This is a genomic window from Nonomuraea typhae (assembly GCF_009760925.1).
Taxonomy (GTDB): Bacteria; Actinomycetota; Actinomycetes; order Streptosporangiales; family Streptosporangiaceae; genus Nonomuraea; species Nonomuraea typhae.
In genome coordinates, this window is record NZ_VRLV01000002.1 from 922,396 (window position 1) to 941,984 (window position 19,589).

Below are 19,589 nucleotides of genomic sequence, written 5' to 3' on the forward strand. Positions count from 1 at the left end.
CACCTCGCCGCGCCGGTCCTCAGGCGTCTGCGATGTACTTGGCCAGAGCCGCAGCCGCGCCCGTCGCATCGTCGGCCGGATGCCGCATCTCCGACTCCTGCCACGAGTAGTACGCACCCTGCCCGGCCACGGTGACCGCCACCGGCAGCCCCGGCCCGCTCCTCCATACGAGCAGCAGGGAGTTGTTGTCCCGCAACGTCGCATCGACGCCAATCGCATCGAGCTGCAAGCCCAGACGCACGAGCTTTTGCTCCTCATCCCAGTGCAGGACGTCGGCCGCCAGGCCGGCCGCGCTCTGGTTCATCTTCCGCTCCCTTCGACCCGGCCTTCTCCGAGGCAGTCGAGACACTCCCGCTCCCTGTCCATCCGTTGATCCGAACCGTCGCCCGCCACGAACAGCGCACGACGCGAGGTGCGCAGCTTGACCCCAAGCCCCCGACATGAGGGACAGGGGGATGTCTCGCTCGTCTCGTCTGGCCGGATCACCGTCGCCAACTCCTTGTTTGTCCGGCGCACCCTGTGGCGGGAGGCCGCTTGACGTAACGTTGTTGCTTGATGGCAAGTCCACCGGCAATTCCGCGATACGAGACCACCTAAGAGACCCCCCTCTTAGCCCCCTTTTCGATCCCCGTCGGAAAGCAGGTCCTGAATGGCTGAGGCGACGCCCAACGTCCTCCTCCGCAAGTGGCGCGAAGAGCATGAGCTATCCCGAGCCGACTTCGCGCAGAGCATCAACCTCAGCAAGAGCGGCCTCCGTCACCGTCTGACCTGCGACGAGGAACGAGTCAGGCGATGGGAAATCGGGGAGGTCAAGTGGCCGCGTGAGCCGTACCGACTGGCCATCACCGAAGTCACCGGCAAGAGCCCCGAAGACCTCGGATTCGTCCCCAACCGACGCGGCCCGAAGATCACCCATGTGGAGGAGGGCGACGTGCGACGACGTGAATTCGTGGGACTCACCGGGGCCGCGCTCTTCAGCGCCGTTGTGAGCACGGTCGAGGACATACCGAAGGTCGGCACCGACCTGGAACCTCTCGCCAGCGTGCTCGTGGACTACGCCGCGCCTGCGGATGGCCCGATCGACCTCGCGGCGCTGTCGGCCGCCGTGGTGGCCGCCAAGCAGAACTACCAGGCATGCCAGTACGCAAAGGTCACGGCCGCTCTACCCGGACTTCTCCGTACGGCACGCGCCGCCTGCAGCAGGCTCACCGGCGATGACCAGCTCCGCGCCTACGTGCTGTCGGCCGAGGCCCACCACGTGGCCGCCTCCATCCTGCTGAAACAGGAGGACAAGGGCCTCGCGTGGCTCGCTGCGGACCGCAGCGTCCAAGCGGCTTACGCCAGCCAGAGTCCCCTCATGATCGGATCAAGCTCGCGAATCATCACCCACGCCCTCATGGACGGCGGGCACCACCGAGCCGCCACCGACGCAACCCGAGCTGCAGCCGTACGCATGCATGCCGACATGCGCGACCCCACGGACGACGAGCTGTCCATCTACGGTTCCCTGCTCCTACGCGGCTCTATCGCCGCAGCGCACAGCGGCGACCGGCACAACAGCGCCGAACTCCTGGACGAAGCCGCGGACGCCGGCGACCGGCTCGGACACGACGGCAACCACATGTGGACCGCGTTCGGCCCCAACAACGTCCTATGCCACCGGGTGAACATTGCGCTCCGGCTCGGCGACGCCGGCACCGCCATCGACTACGCCCGCCAGGTCCAGATAGACCAGTTGCCGATCAACGAACGCAAGGCGACGCTCCTGCTGGACACCTCCACCGCGTTCCTCCAGTGCGGTAAGCACGAGCAGGCCCTTCACGTCCTGTGCGCAGCCGAGCAGATTGCCCCCGAAGAGGTGACCGGCCGAGCCGCAGCCCACCGCCTCATCCGTGACATCCTGGCAACGGCGCCGATCAGCGTCCGGCGCGAAGCTCGTGAGTACGCCGCATCCCTGGGAGTCCACGCGTGAGCGAACCCGGCAAGGTCCTGTACATCATCGTCTGCGCCGCCGGACCAGCCGCCCACGTCGGCCGCCTCGTCACCCTCGCCCAGGACGACGGCTGGACCGTCCAACTCATCGCCACCCCACCAGCGCTTGGCTTCATCGACACCGCCGCCCTGGAGAAACAGACCGGCCGCCCGGTGCGCAGCGAGTACCGCAAGCCCCACGAGCCCAAGTCCCCCAGAGCCGACGCCATCATCGTCGCCCCAGCCACCTACAACACCATCAACAAGTTCGCCCAAGGCATCGCCGACACCTACGCTCTAGGCGTCCTGTCCGAAGCCCCCGGACTCGGCATCCCCGTGGCCATCCTGCCCTTCGTCAACAGCGCCCTCGCCGGACGAACCGCCTTCCGCCGAGCCGTCGAGACCCTGCGAGCCGAAGGCGTCCGTATCCTCTTCGGCCCCGGCCAGTTCGAACCACACCCTCCCGGCTCCGGAGGCGACCGCTTCGACACCTACCCGTGGGGTCTCGCATTGGCGTCACTGAACTAGTCAGCCTCGATCCAGAATCACTGCAGCTACGGCGGCAACTCCCGAGAAGGTCGAGCCTATACAAGCGAGAGTCGCAATTCGCTCCTTCGGAGAGATCCACAACCCTCGGTTAAGCTCTCGCCAGCGGTCACGCCCCAGCTTTCTGGCAAAATTCTGCCGTTTGTGCTCCCGAACTTGGTTGCAGCCGAAGAGGAGCCCTCGGGCGTTGTTGCGGCATGGCCCTTGCCGACCTCGCGCACCGCAGGTGCGCGGAACTCGAAAGAGGAAGTAGACGAGCGCCATCAGTGAGCCCGCGATCAACAAGGGTGCGATCTTCCCCTTGTCCTCCACCAGCAACCAGCCGGCGGCCAGAGCTACGAGCACGGCATAGCCCCAGTACTTCCCGAAGAATCCCTGCCCCTTACGCGCCATGATCTGGAACGTACAAAAACTGGAGAAAATCGAACAGTGATACATAGGTCGCCGTTCGTAACGACACCCTCTATTGACACGGCTGCCGACCCTTAAGCGTGGCAGGCCAGCATCAACGACTGCCGAATTGCGCTTATAAGGATCAAGGCGGCGGTGCACCGCCGCCTGCCCGCCGTCCGGGCATGCGGCCTAGGGGCCGGTCCCGGACGGCGGCAGCTTGGGTCATGTCGATAGCCCAATGTATCCGCCAGCTAGATCAACATGGGATACAGCAGCTAGTCACCAGCGGCATGCCTTGCTTGCTACGTCCCATATCAAGCAACTGTCGGTTCTAGCGAAACGACCTGCTGCCTTCACGGCTCCGACACCGGTCAGCGCAGCCTCTCATCCGGTTCAGACGGAAGCTGCGCAAGCAGTTGATTGATTTTTACTGGGTCAATCTCCAAATCGCGCACCCGCTTTCCGTCCTCAGTGAGCTGGCCCATAAATTCACCAATCAACACGTTAGCGATAGACCGCACATCCAACCCATTTGCGATGGTCGGAAGTGCATCGGAATTTCGATCACGATCAGTTCCCGTGTAAGCTTGATGCCCGCTACCACGCGACTGACGCGGACGAGCATCAGGCTGGCGGCGCCAGACGACGATGCATCGCGGACCGACCGTCTCCGGAACTGCCTGGTGTGTCTCATAGTTAATTTCGGCCAGTCGATCCGCAATCATGAGATCGGACACCTTGCCACGGTCGTGCGCTCTGAGTAGACCAAGCAGATCCCTCCGCCAGGTCTTGCACTTCTTGTCAAGCCTGTCTAGATGTGCTCCACCGCTTCCGCCCACAGCAAGGCGACGGCTGGGGAATCCGGGCTTATCGACATGCTGATGGCTCGTATACCTGCGATAGATGGATCCATTGTCAATAAGTGTATCGATACTGTAGAGCCGGGCCCCTATACTCCTAATGAAGGCGGGAGCAATAATGGAATGCGATCGACTAACACCCTTTGGCAACATCGACAAGTGCTTGGGAAGTTCTCTCGTTGCAGCAGTCGATAGAACACCAAGGGCCTGCTCAAGGGTCAGCCCTCCACGTCCACGCAGTACAGATGCCATCCAGTCGGATGGTTCCCTACCTAGGGACGTGGCTCCCAGCCCCGCATACGCCAGAATGGCGACACCGTCGGTGGTCTCGAGATGCGCAACCTTCATCGCATTGTCGCTAGGAGGTCTGCCAGCGCCGTACGACAGTCGCCGGTCGACCACCACCCACATGGTGTAACGACTATGCAAGCTGAAGACCAAAGTCACGAAACCATAGTGACATGCGGCAGAGTGTCAGATGCGTGAATTTGATTCCACGCGACGAGGCCCCTGAGCCTCACTTCCGACGAAAGATCACACCCACGCCTCCGGCGGGGGCTCTGGCTCCGGGATGATCGCCGCACCGGGCTGCCGGTCCAGGAGTGGCCGAGGTGGAAGCCTGGTCATTCCGCCTGCCATCGCCCAGGCAAAGCCGAGCAGACCAAGGCCATGGGGACAAGGTCGTTCGTCCAGTGGGGCGCTCCAGCTTGTCCCATGGCCTTGGCCCGCTTCCCCTTCGGGTGGGCGACGGCAGACGGGATGACCAGGCGGGGGGCGCATGTGCGTTCGCACGGACACTTCGTGCCATCTCCGTGCCAGAAGCGCGCGTGACGGTCGCGGCCGGCGTCATGAAACCTCAGGAAGAGGCACGGAAGAGCATGATCACCGTGCCATTTGCGTGCCATTAGGTGGCGGTCGCAGGTGCTTCGCCACCCATACAAAAAACGCCCGACTGCTGGACGCAGACCGGACGCGGACGTTCTTGGCTCCTTACAAGCGAGGGGTCACTGGTTCGAACCCAGTATCGTCCACCTGGTCTTACACCTTCTTCCCGATCTTGTCTGCCGTCGCTGAGTGACCAACTGAGTGACAGAGCCCCGGAAGAGCTCGTCCATCCTCTCCGCCCCCTGCTGGATCACCGGGCGGATCTGCTTGCGGTACACGGTCTCGGTCACCACCGTGTTGCGATGGCCGACCAGACGGGAGATGTCCTCGATGGGCATGCCCGAGTCCGACAGCAGCGAGACGAAGCTGTGCCGCATCTCCCGAGGCGTCCACTCCGAACCCTTGAGCCCCGCCTTGTCGAGCACCTTGCGGAAGTCCCGCCGGACGTTGTGAGCGGTCATCCCGGTGCCTGTGGCCGTCCTGAAGACGAGCGGGGACGGCACGCTCTCCTTCTTGGCGTGCAGCTCCCTTAGCGCGTCCACACAGAGGCGGGGCAGCTTCAGGGAGCGGCGGGACTTCACGGTCTTGGTGTCGCCCTTCCGCCGGACCGACCGCCACACGTAGATCGCGAACTGGTCGTGGTCCCATCCCGCCTCAGCGACGGGTCGCCACGCCTTGCGCTGCTTGTCGTAGGCGACCACATGCGTCCAGGTGAGGGCCCGGAGTTCTTCCGTGCGAGCCCCGATGAGCAGCGAGAGCAGGACATAGGCCCGCATCCGCACACCGGCCCGGAGAGCCTCCTCAACCACCGCTTCCGCCTGGTCGAGGGTGAGCGCCTTGGACAGACGCCCGCTGCGGCCCTCCGGGATCTCGCAGAGATCGACGACGTTCCGCTTCACCTTGTCGCGCCGCATCGCACTCTTGACGGCACGGTTGAGGATGCCGTGGATCAGCTTGAGCGACCGCGTGCTGAGCAAGGACTTCTTGTCAGCGAGCCACTTGTCCACGTCCTCCACCGAGAGGTCACGGAGCTTGCGCCCGCCAACTGCCGGGATAAGGAAGTTGCATGGATTTCGAGGAGATCCCCGAGGAGGCGGCCGGGCCCGCCGACGACTACGCCTGGCGCGCCATCGCCTCAGCCCTGCGCGCCGACATCCTGGACGGCCACTACACCCCCGGCAGCCCGCTGCCCAGCGAGACCCAGCTCGCCAGCCGCTATACCGTCTCCCGCCCCACCGTCCGCCAAGCCCTCAAGACCCTCGTGCTCGAGGGGCTGGTCACCATCGTGCGCGGGCGCGGCACCTTCGTGCGCACCGTCCCGGACCGCTTCCTGGTCCTGCTCGGCGTTCAGCCACGGCCCGATCTGGTGGAGCTGCGTTTCAACGAGGTCAACCAGTCCTGGGGCTGGCTACGCGTGCCGATCCCCGGCGAGGACGACGGGGAGGGCGGCGAGGTCTACGGCCGCTCCAGCACCGTAGCGGCCAACCGCGAGGTCGCCGCCCTGCTCGGCACCCGCACCGGCCACAAGGTCTACCACCGCTTCAACGTGTGGATGCACGTCAAGAAGCGCTTCATCGAGATCAACTCCTACACCAACGCCGACGTCATCCCACCCCCCAAGAAGGACAAAGCAGGCCGAGTACGAGCCCGCCGCGAGCCGTTCTACGACCTCATCCAAGCCGACCGGGGACCGATCGACTGGCTCACCACCGTCACCGCCCGCATGCCATACGAGACCGAACGCCTGCGCCTGCGCATGGAGGTTGGCGCACCGATCCTGCTGATTCGCCGCATCATGCTCAGCCGGGACGGCCAGCCGCTGGAGGCCACCGAGATCAAGGCCGCCGCAGAGGAGTTCGAGACGACCACAGTCGGCGAGTACCTGGCCGATCTCCCACAGGGCGAGGGGCAGCGATGGCCGGAGATGAGCCCGGACGGGCCTATCGTGCTCGCCCTGTAGCTGGTTCAGAATTTCTTTACTGGGTCAAGGGCTCGCTTCGCTCGCCGCGCCGCCGCCCGCTCCGGGCGGCCAGCGCGCCGGGCATGCGGCCTGGGGGCCGGTCCCGGCGCGCGCTGCCCACCGCTCCAAGGCGGCGCGACAACCCTTCAGTCATCACCTGGACATCAAGGCCGTTCCGTCACCGGCCTCCACCGCTACGCGGCCCCTCCGGGGTGCTTCGCATGGACGCCGGCCACTGCACTCCCCGATCGATCACCCACGGGCCGGGGTCCGTACCCCCGCCCCCGATACCGCAGTGTTCGTGTCCCTCGGTCGGCGTCAACTCCGTCTGTGCGGCGAAGGGGTGGGCCACGTGGAACCTCACAGGGCTGAGGTTGTGAAAGACAGAGTTGACACCTCGGTCGGGCCACACAGTCCGGCAGCTATCGGGGGCGGGGGAAATGTGGGCCGTGCCAAGCCCCTTAGGGACTATCGGACGTACCCGGCAAGCAACGCACCCCAGATCTCCCGTGTCTGCCCGAGCGATGCCCAGTCGGTCTCATGGACCTGCGCCACCGGCTCACCCTGCACGGTGCGCCGGACGAAAGCCCGGCCACCTGCCACACACAGCTCGTACACCGTCGCCCGGCACGCACACGTCCAATCCACCACCCTCACCCGCCTCGCATATGGGTCCACCGCATACCACCGCAGCCGCCCGCTACCCCTACGCATCGCCGCGACATGCGGACTCAGACACTCATCGAGGTTTGTCATGAGGCTTCGCGCCTCATCGGGACGCATGGCGGGTGAGTTTGCCGCAGCACTCCGTGGCGTAGGGCGATCCGTCTGGCAGCGGTCTCAGGGGCGTCCGCCGGGCAAGCGGCATAGACACGCCGCCCGGACCTGCCGGACACGCTTCCGCTCCACCAGCGGTAGACCAGGCCGTCAGTCCAGACGACCAGGTCGATCCAGACCGAGACCAGGGCGAGGCCGTAACCGTCGTGGATGTCGGCCGCAATGCCGTGCGGTTCCAGCGCCCGGACCAGGCGTTGGGCGGCCCGTATCTCTCCAGGAACGACGTGGGCCATAGACATCTCCTCCCTCTGCGTGGACTGAGCGTCATCCAGGAGGGACAGTAGGTGCGCGTGCTGCGCAGGACCCGGAAGAGTTTTCCGGGGTCGCGTGCCAGGCCGACGTGAGGATGGTGGGCATGCGAGGAATGGCCAGCAACCTGACCGTGGGCCAGCGCATCGCCTGGTACCGGCGGCGACGAGGGCTCTCTCAGGAGGTGCTGGCCGGACTGGTCGGCCGGACCACGGACTGGTTGAGCAAGGTGGAGAACGATCGCATCTCCCTGGACCGGCTCTCGGTCATCAAGTCGATGGCCAACGCCCTGGACGTCTCTCTGGGGGTTCTCCTTGCCGAACCCAGCTTGTTCGAGTGGAGCGATGATCGAGGCGGCCAATCGATCCCGGCGCTGCGGGCCGCGCTCACGGATTACCGGCAGCTCTCCCCGATGGCTGTCCGGATCAGGCAAGAGGAGCCGCCCTCATTGGCCGGGCTCGCAGGCGAGATCGCCGAGGTGTGGAGGGCGTACCAGTCGTCTCAGTACACCAAGGTCGTGGAGCGTCTTCCGGCGCTCCTGGCGGAAGCCCATCATGCCGAGCGTTCCGCTCACGGAGACGCCCGGCATGCTGCTTTGGGGGTGCTCGGCCAGGTGTACCACGCCGCAGCCAGCATCCTGACGAAGGTGGGCGAGACGGACCTGGCATGGATCGCCGCCGAGCGAGGGCTGGCTTTCGCCCAAGAGTCAGGCAGCCAGGTCGTGACCGTCTCGCTCCTGCGCTCAGTCACGCACGCGTTGCTGGCCAATGGCCGCTACAACGCCGCCATCCAACTCACCAGCGATGCCGCCGCGCTCCTTGAGGGCGACCTCCCCAAGGCCACGCCCGAACTTCTGTCGGTCTACGGGACGCTGTTCCTCGCCGGGTCCATGGCCGCCGCGCGAGCGGAGGACCGCACGACGACAAGGGCCTTTCTCTCCGAAGCGCAGGAATCGGCCAAACGACTGGGCACCGACGCCAACCACGCATGGACCGCCTTCGGTCCCACCAATGTCGCCATCCACCGAGTGGCCACAGCGATCGAGCTGGGAGACATCCAAGTCGCCATTGACATCGGTCCCAAGCTCGACACCACAGCCCTCCCCACCGAACGGCGCGTTCGGCACGCCCTCGCCGTCGCCCACGCGCTGAGCCTGTGGAACCGCACCGACGAAGCGTTCGCCACCCTGCTGGACGCCGAGAAGATGGCTCCCGAACAGGTCCGCTACCACTACCTTGGCCGCCAACTCGTGCTCTCCTGGATCAGGAGACAGAAGGGAAGGCCGAGCTTCCAACTCACCGAGTTGGCACGCCGCCTGCGCATCGTGTGACGAGGCGCTGTCGCGTAGGGTCGGGTAGGTGAGCGATCACGAAGCGCCGCCGTTCGCCCGGGCCTTGGCCGCAGCCGGAGTGCTGTTCTTCGACCGCGATGGGCGAGTCCTCCTGGTCCAACCGGCTTACAAGGAATACCGCGACATCCCGGGCGGCTACCTCGAGCCGGGAGAGACGCCCTACGCCGCCTGCGTGCGCGAGGTACGTGAGGAACTCGGCATCGAGCCGCCGATCGGGCGTCTCCTCGCGGTGGACTGGGCACCTCATCCCGAGGAGGGAGACAAGGTCCTCTTCGTGTTCGACGGCGGCGTGATCGACGAGGAGACGCTTAAGCGGATCAGCTTCGCAGACAAGGAGCTGACCGGCTACAGCTTCCATCCGGCCGAGGAGCTGGAGGGGTTGTTGATCGAGCGTCTTGCCCGCCGGGTAAAGGCCGCTGTGGCCGCCCGTGAGCAGGGCGAAACCGTGTATCTGGAGCACGGCCAGGCCGTCACGACTGAGTGACGAACTGCGTGACAATCGCCCCGGACATGACCGGACAGCGGCGGACTCCCCCGGACCGTAGGCCCAGGTGAGGGCTTAGATCCGCGATGATCCGGCCCTCACCTGGTGTGACTTACAAGCGAGGGGTCACTGGTTCGAACCCAGTATCGTCCACCGCGCTCCATAGCAGATCAGGTCTGACCTGGTCAAACAGGAGACAGAGCCCCAGCTCACGGCCCATGCCGGAAGTCTGGGGCTTCTCGTTGTTTGCCGTTGTTCACGGTCATTCGTCGGCTGTGTGATGACGTTGTGCTGACCCGTGCTGGCTCGACTCCGCTCTCAGGTGTTGACTCTCCCCTTACCGTGATTCACTCTCGCGTTGACGCAAGCAGTCGCAAGCCCCAAACACAGGAGGCCATCGTGGCGATAGCGTTCTACGGCAAGGACCCCATCAATCCAGGCAACAACTGCCCGGCTGTCTTCCGGGACCCCATCACGGGCGACTTCTACTTCCAGGGCGAGACCGTGACAGACCCGGAGATACGGGCGATGGTTGCGGAGAACAGCCCGATCCTGGACACCGAGTCGGTTGTGCGCCTTCCGGCGCGCATGATCGAGATCATCATGGAGGCGTGCCGTGGCGGACTTCAGCGAACTCCTGGCGACGTGTAAGCACTCAGCCTTCAAGCTGGAGATGCGCGATCAGTACATGACCGGCGATCCGGGATACCGGGCTTGGGAAGCCGGAGATCTCGACGAGGCGGTTCGGCAGTACGCCGACTGGACAGACACCGCCCGCATGGCCACTGAGCGAGGGGTGGCCATGCGGCGTGTGCGCATCGTTTCCGAGCCGGTGAGTACCTACATCACCTTCGAGCACGCCGTCACTCCGGGAGTCAATCTGACTGCCGGAGAGGCGATTCGGTGGCTTCCCAGGCATAGGGCTTCAGACCTGGCCCTACCGGGGAACGACGTCTGGATCTTCGATGACCGGCTGGTCCAGTTCTGCCACTTCGCTGGTGACGGTGCCTGGACCGCCAACGATGAGACGGAAGACCCGGCCACGGTGAAGCTCTGCGCTACAGCCTTCGCCTCGGCCTGGGATCGGGCCACGGATCATGCGGAGTACCAGCTCTGATCGCACAACAGATCACGCTGGGCACATAGATCCATGTCCACTTCGCACTCGGCTAGCTCCAGCGCTCAGGCAGCCAGGGAGGCACTCGCCTCCCGACTGCGTGAACTACGACTCGACGCGGGCCTGACTGCTCGGGCGCTGGCGGCCTTGGCCGGATGGCATGAGGCCAAGACCTCCCGGATCGAGCACGGCAAGAAGCAACCCTCCGAAAGCGATCTAGCAGCCTGGGTCCGGGTGTGTGGAGTACCTGGCCTGCTCCCAGAGTTGATCGCCGAGCTACGGGCGGTCGATTCGGCGTGGCTTGACTGGCGGCGCGCGGAGAAATCCGGCCTGACGCATCTCAACGTCGCTGTTCGTGAACTGTACGAACGAACCAAGCTCTACCGCTCGTACTGTCAGGACGTGATCCCCGGCCTCCTCCAGACAGCCGGATACACCACGGCGACGTTGGAGGCCATCCGAGACCGCAGGCAGGTACCCGTTGACGATGTCGCGGATGCAGTGGCCGAACGTCTGGCACGGCAGCACATCCTTTACGAGGGTGATCACCGGTTCGTCTTCATCCTGGAGGCGGCAGCCCTGACCTACCGGCGCGGAGGCCCGGAGGTCATGATCGGACAGCTCGGCTACCTCCTGGAAGCCATGGCCCTACCCTCCGTGTCCCTGGCTGTGATCCCAACTCACGCGGAACGTGCAGGTAGATGGCCCGTCGAGAACTTCTACATCTTCGACGAAGTACAGGCCAACGTGGAGCTGGTCTCCGGGTTCCTGACGATCACGCAACCGCGAGAGATCGCGATGTACGTGGAGACGTTCATCCGCTTTCACGAAATCGCCGTTTTCGGTCGCGAGGCACGTGCCCTAATCAAGGCTGCCATGGACACGCTTGAGTGAGTGCCCGCAAGTATCCGCAAGTTTGTAGTCCCGTGGAAACGCTGACTCCTACCGTCGATGCATGGCCCCCGGACACAGACCACACCACCGGTACGCGAAGCCCTTCACCTGCAATGACGCGCCTGCCGTGCGAAGTCAGATCGTGGACGTCATTGACGGCTTCACGGTGACGCGGGAGGCGTCGGGGTTGCGGGCGGTTCATGACCGCAGTGGCTATGACGTGTTCGTGCCGGGTGAGGACCTGGAAGAGCTGCGGCGGCGTGCCAGCGAGCTGAGGGCGCTCATGGAGCGGATCTATGCGCGCCAGCGGTGCTGGTTGTGCAGGTGAGGGGCGGCGTCATGAGACTTGAGATCCGCTGGAAAGGGCACTTCCAAGACACCGAGTACGGGATGGTCGGCGAGATCAAAGCGTTCTCGGTCGTTGATCATGGATACGAGGACATCCTCTATCCCCGGCTGCCCGACCGTAAGGGCATGACGCAGGCGGAGAAGTTCCCGAGCACGGACAAGGCGAAAGCTCGCGCTGAGGTGCTGCTCGGGGAGTTCCTGACGCTCTTCCTAGCCGGGTCCAAGCCCGCGAGCAAAGCCTCTTAGAAGCTCACGGCTGGCCGTGAACCTGCCCGAGGAACACCACCCGGTCAGCCGTGTCACCTTCTCGGGCCGTCCGGCCCGGGTGAAGGAGGGCAGATAGATGGATCTGTACGCGAGGAGTCTCGGCCCGCTGGAGTTCCGCCGCCTGTGCGGCGGCAGCAACAACGAGGACGGGGAAAGCGAGTCCTGCGTGGAGATCGCCCAGATTCCCGGCGAGAGCGATGCGTTCGCGCTGCGTGACTCAAAGAACCCCGGTGTCGGGCCGCTTCGCTTCACCGGTGCCGAGCTTCGCGCTGCCGGGATGAGCGCCATCTAGCACACCGCCCACGGACGGTCCCTGCCCGCCTAAATCAGGCAGGGGCCGTCCCTTCATTCTGACTGTACGGGGGAACGAGTGCACTGGCACGGCTACACCTGGAACGGCAACGGCGCGGAGCTGGCCCACGAAGGCGAACGCCGGCCGACGTCGCCGGACTTTCTTACTTCTCTCTTGCCGCCGATGCGGACCGGGGAATGGCTGGCCAAACCTGCCTCTCGCATCGCCGAGACGTTCGATGACGTGGACAAGGCCATCGAATGGATGCGGTCGCAGTACGCGCCAGCCGCGGGGCACGACCCGATTCCCATAGCTCACCGCCAGCGCGAGGCGTATGGCCTGTTGCCGGGCGGGGTGGATGTGGAGTGGTCCACGTGGTTGGCCGGTGGTCGCTTCGTCAAGGTCAGCATGATCTGTTGCCCGAACCGGCACGTGCCCCACCCCTGCCCGCTCAACCGGTGACGGCGGGTAGTGGCCGGCAAACGGCCCGCCCTGGTCAAGGCCCTGTGGAAGGAGGCTCCGCGTTGCTGCGCAAGCACCTGTACATCCTGGCGCCATTCCTGTTGCTGGCCTTGGCGTTCGGCTGGTGGCTGGCGGTGATGGACTTCTGAGCCGACCGGCCAGGCCGGGGGCTTGTACGTTTCGTATTTCACGTACTCGGGCTGTCGGGGGTCACGTACACGTACCGGCCTAGGCCGTGTACACGCTCTGGGAAGCACCTGGGAACCGATGAGAAGAGAACACCCCCGGAGGGAGACCGGGGGTGTCCTTATGAATCAGGCTGCTGCCTCAGTGGCGGGGAACAGCGCCTCAGAAGCGCTCTTGGCGCGGCTCTTACGGGCAGGCTTGGGGGCGGGTGCCTGTGCGGCGAGCATCTGAGACAGGATGCCCTGAAGGAGTTCCGCCCCTGCCGGGGAGGCCAGGTATGCCTTGACGGCGTCCTCAGAGACGGCAGGCTCCTCCGTGATCTCCTCCACGGGCTCGGGCTCGGGGGCCGTCTAAGGCCGCCAAGGTCCTTGACGCCGCCTACCGGGAAGCCACCCCAACAGCTCAGGCGGCGTGAGGGGTGCTGACGTTGTGCTGCCCCAAAACCGTGCAGACCCTAGAAAACAGGGGTTTTTGCTCCCCAAGCGACCATCCCAGTATCGTCCACCTGCACATACACGCCTGCGGCTCGGGCCTCTACTGGCCGCCCGGTCGTGATCGCTCATGGGTAGCCTTCGGGCGGATTCCTCCCGGCGCACGCCTTTCGGCCGAGGTCCAGGAGCCACGTCTGGAAGTACCGGAAGCCATCGGCGGAGCCGTACCCGAACGGGGCGCGCATGAGCCAGGTGTCCACGCGTTCGCGGGCGATTGCTCAGTGAGGTGCCGAACCGGCGGTGTCCACACCGTTGGATCATGGCATGGGACCTGCCTCGTCACCTGGGCCGGTGGCCCTTCTTGCCGCGGTTGGAGGGTACGGCCCGGCCGCTGGTTTTCCGCTGGGCCGGCTTCTTGGCGGGTGGGGTGGGGGTACGGCCGCGCGAGCTGTTGGCCGTGCGGCCGCGGACGATGCCGATGAAGTCCTCCACCAAATCGGTCGTCGCCTCTGTGAGCCAGGCCAGCGCGACCTGGGACTGTGGCGCGTCCGTGACCGGCCGGTAGGTGAGGTCTCTTCGGTGGTGGAGGCGGGCCAGGGATTGCGGGACCAGGAGGAGGCCCGCGCCGGAGGCCACCAGTTCGACGGCCTCCGCCGTCGTGGCCGGGCGGGTGAACGCGGGTTCGCCGGGCCGGGCCGTCCATTCCAGGGTGTCGTCCAGGGGGTGGAGAACGTCGTAGCCGGCCAGGTCGGGGACGGAGACCTCCTCCACGGCGGCCATCTCGTGGTCCTTGGGCACCATGACCACCGTGGTCTCCACGTACAGGGGGATCACGCTGAGCTGTTCGCGGTCGACGGGCAGGCGGACGAAGGCGGCGTCGGCGCCGGTGTCGCGCAGGAGGGGTATCGCCTCGGCAACCGGGGTGGTGATCAGGGTGAGGGGCACGTCGGGCAGCCGCTCGGCCCAGATGCCGGCCCATTTCGCGGGCGTCACCCCGGGCACGTAGGCCAGGCGGAAGGCCCGGCCGTTCTCCTCACCAGTCACCTCGTCAGGGTACCGATGTCGGAAACCCCTGCTCCGGGTGGCTACCCTTGTCGCCATGACCTCGTCCAAGCCGAAGACCATCCAGACGATGAAGCCCGCGACCGCGGCCAAGAAGCTGGGTGTCCTCCTCTCGGCCACTCCCGCCGAGTTCCAGGAGGGTGTCGTCTCCAGGGACGAGTTGAACGCGCTGCAGGCCAAGCCGCCCACCTGGCTCGCCGATCTGCGCCGCAACGGCCCGCATCCCCGGCAGGTCGTCGCCGCCAGGCTCGGGGTCTCGATTTCTGGGCTGGCGCGGGGCGGGGTCACCGAGCCGCTCACGACCGCGCAGATCAACGCGCTGAAGGCGGAGAACCCCGAGTGGCTGGGGCGGGAGCGGGCGATCCAGGCCGAGCTCCGTAAGCAGGGCTGACCAACGCAGGGGCGGCCATCGCGAGGGTTCTCCTCGAGAACATGACCTGGACCGAAGAGTTGGTCGGCGATGGCCGCGTCACCCATTGTGCAGCCGGGCGCACGGTCCGTGCCCGGGAAACCTGAGAACCGGTCCGAGATCTTTTGGCCCCCGGGCGCGCCGCCGTTCGGCGGGAGGCGGCGTGCCCGGGGTTGGTGACCGGCGCGGGTGGCGAGGGTGCGGGCGACGGGGAAGCGTCGCGGCCGGCCCTCACCGGTGGCGTCAGTCCCTGCGGTGGAACACGCCGAACTTGTTGCCCGAGGTGTCCAGCAGGTAGGCGAAGTCGGTGCCGGCGCCGTCATCAATGATCTTGAAGACGACCTTGCCGCCCAGCGACTCGGCCTTCTCGCAGGCGGCGTCCACGTCGGCCACCTGCACGTGGAAGATCGCGTGGGAGGGGAACTCGCCCTTGGTGTTGTACAGGCCGCCGGTGGGCTGGTCGGCGCCCGGGGCGGTGACCAGGCGGTAGTCCATCGCGCCGCTGGTGTCACGGGTGTAGGCCCACCCGAACAGGCCGCCGTAGAAGCGCTCGGCGCCGTCGGGGTCGTCGGTCGACACCTCGAACCAGGTGACGGTGTTGTCCACGTTGTCCTCCTCAAACTTTCGAACAAGACAACGATAAACCGGCGGTGCGACAACCCTATGTCGGTGTTTTCGATTGATTAATCGATCACCGTGCCTCTCACGATCATCTCGGGGACGTCCGTGGCGAAGCCCTCCAGGGGGCGATCGGGAGCCTTCTCCTCCGTCACCGCGGCCGCCGCGATGCGGTCGAGGCGGAAGACGCGGACGTCGTCGCGGAGCCGGCACCAGGCCACGAGGTACCAGAAGCCGCCCCTGCCGCCCAGGAACACCCCCGGCTCCACCTCCCGCTGGGTCAGCGTGCCCTTGCGGTCGACGTAGTCGAGGCTGAGCACGCGGCGGCGCAGTAGCGCGTCCTCGATGGTGCGCGAGACGCCCTCGCCGCCCAAAGGCAGGATCTCCTCGGGCGGGTCGGCCGGCGCCATGAGCTGCACCCGACGGGCCAGCTCCCTGGCCAGCTCGCCCTCGGGGCCCGGCATGGCCGCCACGAGCTTGCGCAGCGCGCTGCGGGCCTGCTGGGCGAAGGGCTGGTCGTCGCCGGCCCGGCTGAGCGCCACCGCGATGGCCACCGCCTCGGGCGGGGTGAAGTTGAGCGGCGGCAGCGACATCTTCTTGTCGATGGCGTAGCCGCCCTTGCGGCCGGTCGCGGCGTAGATGGGCACGCCGGACTCCTGGAGCGCCAGGATGTCGCGCTCGATCGTGCGCGCGCTCACCTCGAAGCGCTTGGCCAGCTCCCTCGCCGACCGGGATCTGGGGGCGATCGCGCGCAGTTCTTCCACCAGCGCGTAGAGCCGATCAGTCCGGTTCACGTTCCCGACGGTACGCGGGAACACCGACAAACTCGGGATTCGCGCACGCCAGGCAGGTTGTTCTGGCCCCCGAGCTACCCTGTGATCACCTCGCCGGTCCAGTCGAGCAGCCGGTCCAACGGCCACGTGTTGACGATCCGCTCGGGCTCGATGCCGCACAGCGCCGCCCGTTCGCAGCCGAAGCGCTGCCAGTCGAGCTGCCCCGGCGCGTGGGCGTCGGAGTCGATCGCGAACAGGCATCCCCACTCGTACGCCTGGCGCATGAGGCGCTTGGGCGGGTCCAGCCGGTCGGGCCGGGAGTTGATCTCGACCGCGACGCCGAAGCGGCGGCATGCCTCGAAGACCAGCTCGGCGTCGAACTCCGACTCGGGCCGCAGGCCGCCGCGCCTGGTCCCGGCCTTGACGATGCGGCCGGTGCAGTGGCCGAGCACGTCGACGTGGGGGTTGGCGATGGCGGTGACCATGCGGCGGGTCATCTCGTGGCGGTTCATGCGCAGCTTGGAGTGCACGCTGGCCACCACGACGTCCAGGCGGGCCAGCAGCTCGGGCTCCTGGTCGAGGGTGCCGTCGGGGTGGATGTCCACCTCGATGCCGGTCAGGATCCTGAACGGCGCGAGCTCCTCGTTGAGCCGCTCCACCTGGTCGAGCTGGCGCTTCAGGCGGGCCGGCGACAGGCCGTTGGCCACGGTCAGGCGGGGCGAGTGGTCGGTCAGCGCCCAGTACTCGTGGCCCAGCGACTTGGCCGCCGCGGCCATCTCCTCGATCGGGGAGCCGCCGTCGGACCAGTCGGAATGGCTGTGCAGGTCGCCCTTGAGCGCGGCGCGCAGGGCCGCGGTGGCGCCGTCCAGGTCGGCGCCCTCCGTGGCCTGCAGGCGGCGCAGGTACGTGGGCGTCTGCCCGGCCAGCGCCTCGGTGACGGCCAGGGCGGTGACCTTGCCGATGCCGGGCAGCTCGGCCAGGCCGCCCGTGTCCGCCAGCCGTACCAGCTCGTCGTGGGGCAGATCGGCGACGACGGCGGCGGCGCGTCGGAAGGCGCGCACCCGGTAGGTGGGCTCGCCCGCGCGCTCCAGAAGGAAGGCGATGTCGCGCAACGCCTGAACCGGGTCCATAGAGAGATAAATACCCCAAGCAGGGGGTTAAGTGTTTTGAAAGCGTTGCGGACTACATATTGAGGCGGACAAACAGCGTCGATAGGCTTACCGGCCCACGTTGATCTGGAGCTTGATGACCGCCCCGCCAGCCGCCCCGAAGTCCGGCAAGTCCTCCAAGGTGATCACGCTGACCGTGATCGGCATCGTCTCGGTCATGGTCGTCGGCTACTGCGCGGCCCAGGGCGACGACGAGGTGACCGCCGACTGCGTCGAGGCGAGCAGCATCGACGGCGGCTCGTACGTGGTGGTCGACGACGACCTGTGCGACGACGACCACTACCACTCCGGCGGCTACAGCGCCTACCGCTGGTACTACGGCGGCACCCGCAGCGGCGCCCGCGTCCACGGCGGCACCACCGTCCGCCCGGCCGACGTCACGATCAGCAGCCGCGACGGCAAGTCCATCCAGCGCGGCGGCTTCGGCGGCCGCTGGAGCGGTGGCAGCTGAGATGGGCAGAAGGCTCGCCTCCCGGAACGTCTCGATCGGCGCCATGACGGCGCTGTCCACGCTGGTCCTGGCCGCGTGCGCGCAGGCCGCCGCGCCGCCCCTTCCCGCCGTCGATCCCCCGGCCTACGCCGAAGACGCAGAGGACGCCGACGAGCCCGCGGACGTCACCGCCACCTGTGTACGGCGTGGCGGCGAGGTGAACGGCCGCTACCCGGTGGCCGCGGACCGTCATTGCGACGGAGCCGGCAAGCACAGCGCCTACATGTGGTATTACGGCGGCACCAGAATCAAGAAGCACGTCAGGGACGGCACCACCCGGCGCCCCCGCGGCGTCACCATCACCACCGCGGCCGGCGACGAGATCGGCAGAAGCGGCCGGATCTCCCGCGACGGCTTCGGCGGGCGCGACACGACAGGGAGCTGAGCGGTGCGACGCGAGACGGGGACGCCCCGCGACGGCTGGGAGAAGACGATCGAGAGCCAGGGCCTGGCCTATCACCGGGCCGCGCACCCGGCCGGACTGGCCCGGCCGTACTGGGACGAGTCCGCCCACTACGTCTTCTCCATGGACGAGGTCCTCAGCCTGGAAGAGCAGGTCGAGGAGCTGCACCGGATGTGCCTGGAGGCGGTCGAGCACGTGGTCACGGCCGGCCGCTACGCCGACTTCGCCATCCCCGAGTGGGCCCGCGAGGAGGTGGCCCGCTCCTGGACGCGGCGCGACGGCCACCTGTACGCCCGCTTCGACCTGCGCTACGACGGCGCCGGCCCGGCCAAGCTGCTGGAGTACAACGCCGACACGCCCACGTCGCTGGTGGAGTCGTCGGTCGTGCAGTGGTTCTGGCTGAAGGACACCCACCCGGACGACGATCAGTGGAACTCCATCCACGAGCGCCTCATCGACCGCTGGCGGGAGCTCCACCTGCCGCCCGGCCCCACCCACTTCGCCTGGACGAACATGGACGAGACCGGCGAGGAGGCCATGACCCTGGCCTACTTGCAGGAGACCGCCGGGCAGGCCGGGCGCGAGACCGTGGCCATCGCCATGGAGGACATCGGCTGGGACCGCCGCAACCGCCGCTTCGTGGACGTGGAGGAGCGGTGGATCCGGTCGGCGTTCAAGCTGTATCCGTGGGAGTGGATGCTCGCCGACGACTTCGGCAGGCAGGCGGTACGGCACGCCACCTGGATCGAGCCGCTGTGGAAGACGCTGCTGTCGAACAAGGCGCTGCTGGCGGTCCTGTGGGAGTTGTTCCCCGGCCATCCCAACCTTCTGCCCGCCTACCTCGACGGTCCTCGTGACATGTCGTCCTACATCGCGAAACCCCTGCTGGGCCGGGAAGGCGCCTCCATGCGCATCGTCACCCCGACCGGCACCCAGGAGACCACCGGCTCCTACGGCGCCGAGGGCTACGTCTACCAGGGCTTCGAGGCGCTGCCCGGGTTCGACGGGCAGCGGCCGGTGCTGGGCGCGTGGGTGGTCGCCGACGAGTCCGCCGGCCTCGGCATCCGCGAGACCACCGGTTACATCACCGACGACACCTCGTCGTTCGTTCCCCACCGAATAGAGCACTAAC

Annotated in this window: 24 protein-coding genes; 16 read left to right on the forward strand and 8 right to left on the reverse strand. The window is 66.6% G+C overall.

Features of this window, described 5'->3' with window-relative positions; translation table 11 throughout:
• Window positions 1-19: 19 nt before the first annotated feature.
• Entirely contained in the window at window positions 20-304 is a 285-nt protein-coding gene (locus FVE25_RS10775) for a hypothetical protein (RefSeq protein ID WP_157246256.1), read from the reverse strand.
• A gap of 345 nt (window positions 305-649) precedes the next feature.
• On the opposite strand from FVE25_RS10775, the gene FVE25_RS10780 reads away from it, so the two are divergent.
• Both FVE25_RS10780 and FVE25_RS10785 read left to right on the forward strand, forming a co-directional pair.
• The gene (locus FVE25_RS10780; RefSeq protein WP_157246257.1) at window positions 650-1,972 is read left to right on the forward strand and encodes a helix-turn-helix domain-containing protein; all 1,323 of its coding nucleotides are present in this window, start codon (window positions 650-652) and stop codon (window positions 1,970-1,972) included.
• Window positions 1,969-2,499, forward strand: a complete 531-nt coding sequence (locus FVE25_RS10785; RefSeq protein ID WP_157246258.1) for a flavoprotein — start codon at window positions 1,969-1,971, stop codon at window positions 2,497-2,499. The genes FVE25_RS10780 and FVE25_RS10785 overlap by 4 nt, the downstream gene beginning before the upstream one ends.
• Here the strand turns inward: FVE25_RS10785 and FVE25_RS10790 are convergent, their stop codons facing one another.
• The 3 genes from FVE25_RS10790 to FVE25_RS10800 all read right to left on the reverse strand — a co-directional run bounded on the left by FVE25_RS10790 (window position 2,500) and on the right by FVE25_RS10800 (window position 5,662).
• Window positions 2,500-2,910, reverse strand: a complete 411-nt coding sequence (locus tag FVE25_RS10790; RefSeq protein ID WP_157246259.1) for a hypothetical protein — start codon at window positions 2,908-2,910, stop codon at window positions 2,500-2,502. It lies immediately after the preceding gene.
• 371 nt (window positions 2,911-3,281) lie between these two features.
• A complete protein-coding gene (locus FVE25_RS10795; RefSeq protein ID WP_157246260.1) occupies window positions 3,282-3,647 on the reverse strand; it encodes a GatB/YqeY domain-containing protein in 366 nt (121 codons plus the stop codon).
• 1,127 nt (window positions 3,648-4,774) lie between these two features.
• The gene (locus tag FVE25_RS10800; protein ID WP_246266899.1) at window positions 4,775-5,662 is read right to left on the reverse strand and encodes a site-specific integrase; all 888 of its coding nucleotides are present in this window, start codon (window positions 5,660-5,662) and stop codon (window positions 4,775-4,777) included.
• 59 nt (window positions 5,663-5,721) lie between these two features.
• On the opposite strand from FVE25_RS10800, the gene FVE25_RS56235 reads away from it, so the two are divergent.
• From FVE25_RS56235 to FVE25_RS10850, 10 genes are all read left to right on the forward strand, one after another.
• Entirely contained in the window at window positions 5,722-6,615 is an 894-nt protein-coding gene (locus FVE25_RS56235) for a GntR family transcriptional regulator (protein WP_157246261.1), read from the forward strand.
• Window positions 6,616-7,816: 1,201 nt separating this feature from the next.
• Window positions 7,817-9,031, forward strand: coding sequence for a helix-turn-helix domain-containing protein (locus FVE25_RS10810; protein WP_157246262.1), 1,215 nt, complete (start codon window positions 7,817-7,819; stop codon window positions 9,029-9,031).
• Window positions 9,032-9,059: 28 nt separating this feature from the next.
• On the forward strand, window positions 9,060-9,536 hold the full coding sequence (locus FVE25_RS10815; RefSeq protein WP_157246263.1) for an NUDIX domain-containing protein: 477 nt from the start codon (window positions 9,060-9,062) through the stop codon (window positions 9,534-9,536).
• Between the two features lie 399 nt (window positions 9,537-9,935).
• A complete protein-coding gene (locus FVE25_RS10820; RefSeq protein WP_157246264.1) occupies window positions 9,936-10,187 on the forward strand; it encodes a hypothetical protein in 252 nt (83 codons plus the stop codon).
• Window positions 10,153-10,653 (forward strand): DUF6879 family protein, encoded by a 501-nt coding sequence (locus tag FVE25_RS10825; RefSeq protein WP_157246265.1) that lies wholly within the window; start codon window positions 10,153-10,155, stop codon window positions 10,651-10,653. The genes FVE25_RS10820 and FVE25_RS10825 overlap by 35 nt, the downstream gene beginning before the upstream one ends.
• A gap of 33 nt (window positions 10,654-10,686) precedes the next feature.
• Window positions 10,687-11,547 (forward strand): DUF5753 domain-containing protein, encoded by an 861-nt coding sequence (locus FVE25_RS10830; RefSeq protein ID WP_157246266.1) that lies wholly within the window; start codon window positions 10,687-10,689, stop codon window positions 11,545-11,547.
• Between the two features lie 142 nt (window positions 11,548-11,689).
• Window positions 11,690-11,875, forward strand: coding sequence for a hypothetical protein (locus FVE25_RS10835; RefSeq protein ID WP_157246267.1), 186 nt, complete (start codon window positions 11,690-11,692; stop codon window positions 11,873-11,875).
• 11 nt (window positions 11,876-11,886) lie between these two features.
• A complete protein-coding gene (locus FVE25_RS10840) occupies window positions 11,887-12,141 on the forward strand; it encodes a hypothetical protein (protein ID WP_157246268.1) in 255 nt (84 codons plus the stop codon).
• A gap of 97 nt (window positions 12,142-12,238) precedes the next feature.
• A complete protein-coding gene (locus tag FVE25_RS10845; protein WP_157246269.1) occupies window positions 12,239-12,454 on the forward strand; it encodes a DUF397 domain-containing protein in 216 nt (71 codons plus the stop codon).
• Window positions 12,455-12,532: 78 nt separating this feature from the next.
• A complete protein-coding gene (locus FVE25_RS10850) occupies window positions 12,533-12,916 on the forward strand; it encodes a hypothetical protein (protein ID WP_157246270.1) in 384 nt (127 codons plus the stop codon).
• A 956-nt stretch (window positions 12,917-13,872) separates the two neighbouring features.
• On the opposite strand, the gene FVE25_RS10855 is transcribed toward FVE25_RS10850, so the two are convergent.
• A complete protein-coding gene (locus FVE25_RS10855) occupies window positions 13,873-14,577 on the reverse strand; it encodes a LysR family substrate-binding domain-containing protein (RefSeq protein ID WP_157246271.1) in 705 nt (234 codons plus the stop codon).
• 55 nt (window positions 14,578-14,632) lie between these two features.
• Between FVE25_RS10855 and FVE25_RS10860 the strand changes: the two genes are divergently transcribed.
• The gene (locus FVE25_RS10860; RefSeq protein WP_157246272.1) at window positions 14,633-14,986 is read left to right on the forward strand and encodes a DUF5997 family protein; all 354 of its coding nucleotides are present in this window, start codon (window positions 14,633-14,635) and stop codon (window positions 14,984-14,986) included.
• Window positions 14,987-15,247: 261 nt separating this feature from the next.
• Here FVE25_RS10860 and FVE25_RS10865 read toward each other — a convergent pair whose 3' ends face one another.
• The 3 genes from FVE25_RS10865 to FVE25_RS10875 all read right to left on the reverse strand — a co-directional run bounded on the left by FVE25_RS10865 (window position 15,248) and on the right by FVE25_RS10875 (window position 17,525).
• Window positions 15,248-15,610, reverse strand: coding sequence for a VOC family protein (locus FVE25_RS10865; RefSeq protein WP_157246273.1), 363 nt, complete (start codon window positions 15,608-15,610; stop codon window positions 15,248-15,250).
• Between the two features lie 77 nt (window positions 15,611-15,687).
• Window positions 15,688-16,416 (reverse strand): helix-turn-helix transcriptional regulator, encoded by a 729-nt coding sequence (locus FVE25_RS10870; protein WP_157246274.1) that lies wholly within the window; start codon window positions 16,414-16,416, stop codon window positions 15,688-15,690.
• Window positions 16,417-16,490: 74 nt separating this feature from the next.
• Window positions 16,491-17,525, reverse strand: coding sequence for a PHP domain-containing protein (locus FVE25_RS10875; protein WP_157246275.1), 1,035 nt, complete (start codon window positions 17,523-17,525; stop codon window positions 16,491-16,493).
• Window positions 17,526-17,640: 115 nt separating this feature from the next.
• Here FVE25_RS10875 and FVE25_RS10880 point away from each other — a divergent pair, with 115 nt between their 5' ends.
• Genes FVE25_RS10880 through FVE25_RS10890 form a run of 3 tightly spaced genes read left to right on the forward strand, consistent with a single transcriptional unit; the run spans window position 17,641 to window position 19,588 of the window.
• Entirely contained in the window at window positions 17,641-18,015 is a 375-nt protein-coding gene (locus FVE25_RS10880; RefSeq protein ID WP_157246276.1) for a hypothetical protein, read from the forward strand.
• A 1-nt stretch (window position 18,016) separates the two neighbouring features.
• The gene (locus tag FVE25_RS10885; protein WP_157246277.1) at window positions 18,017-18,439 is read left to right on the forward strand and encodes a hypothetical protein; all 423 of its coding nucleotides are present in this window, start codon (window positions 18,017-18,019) and stop codon (window positions 18,437-18,439) included.
• Window positions 18,440-18,442: 3 nt separating this feature from the next.
• A complete protein-coding gene (locus tag FVE25_RS10890) occupies window positions 18,443-19,588 on the forward strand; it encodes a glutathionylspermidine synthase family protein (protein ID WP_157246278.1) in 1,146 nt (381 codons plus the stop codon).
• The last annotated feature ends 1 nt before the right edge of the window (window position 19,589 follow it).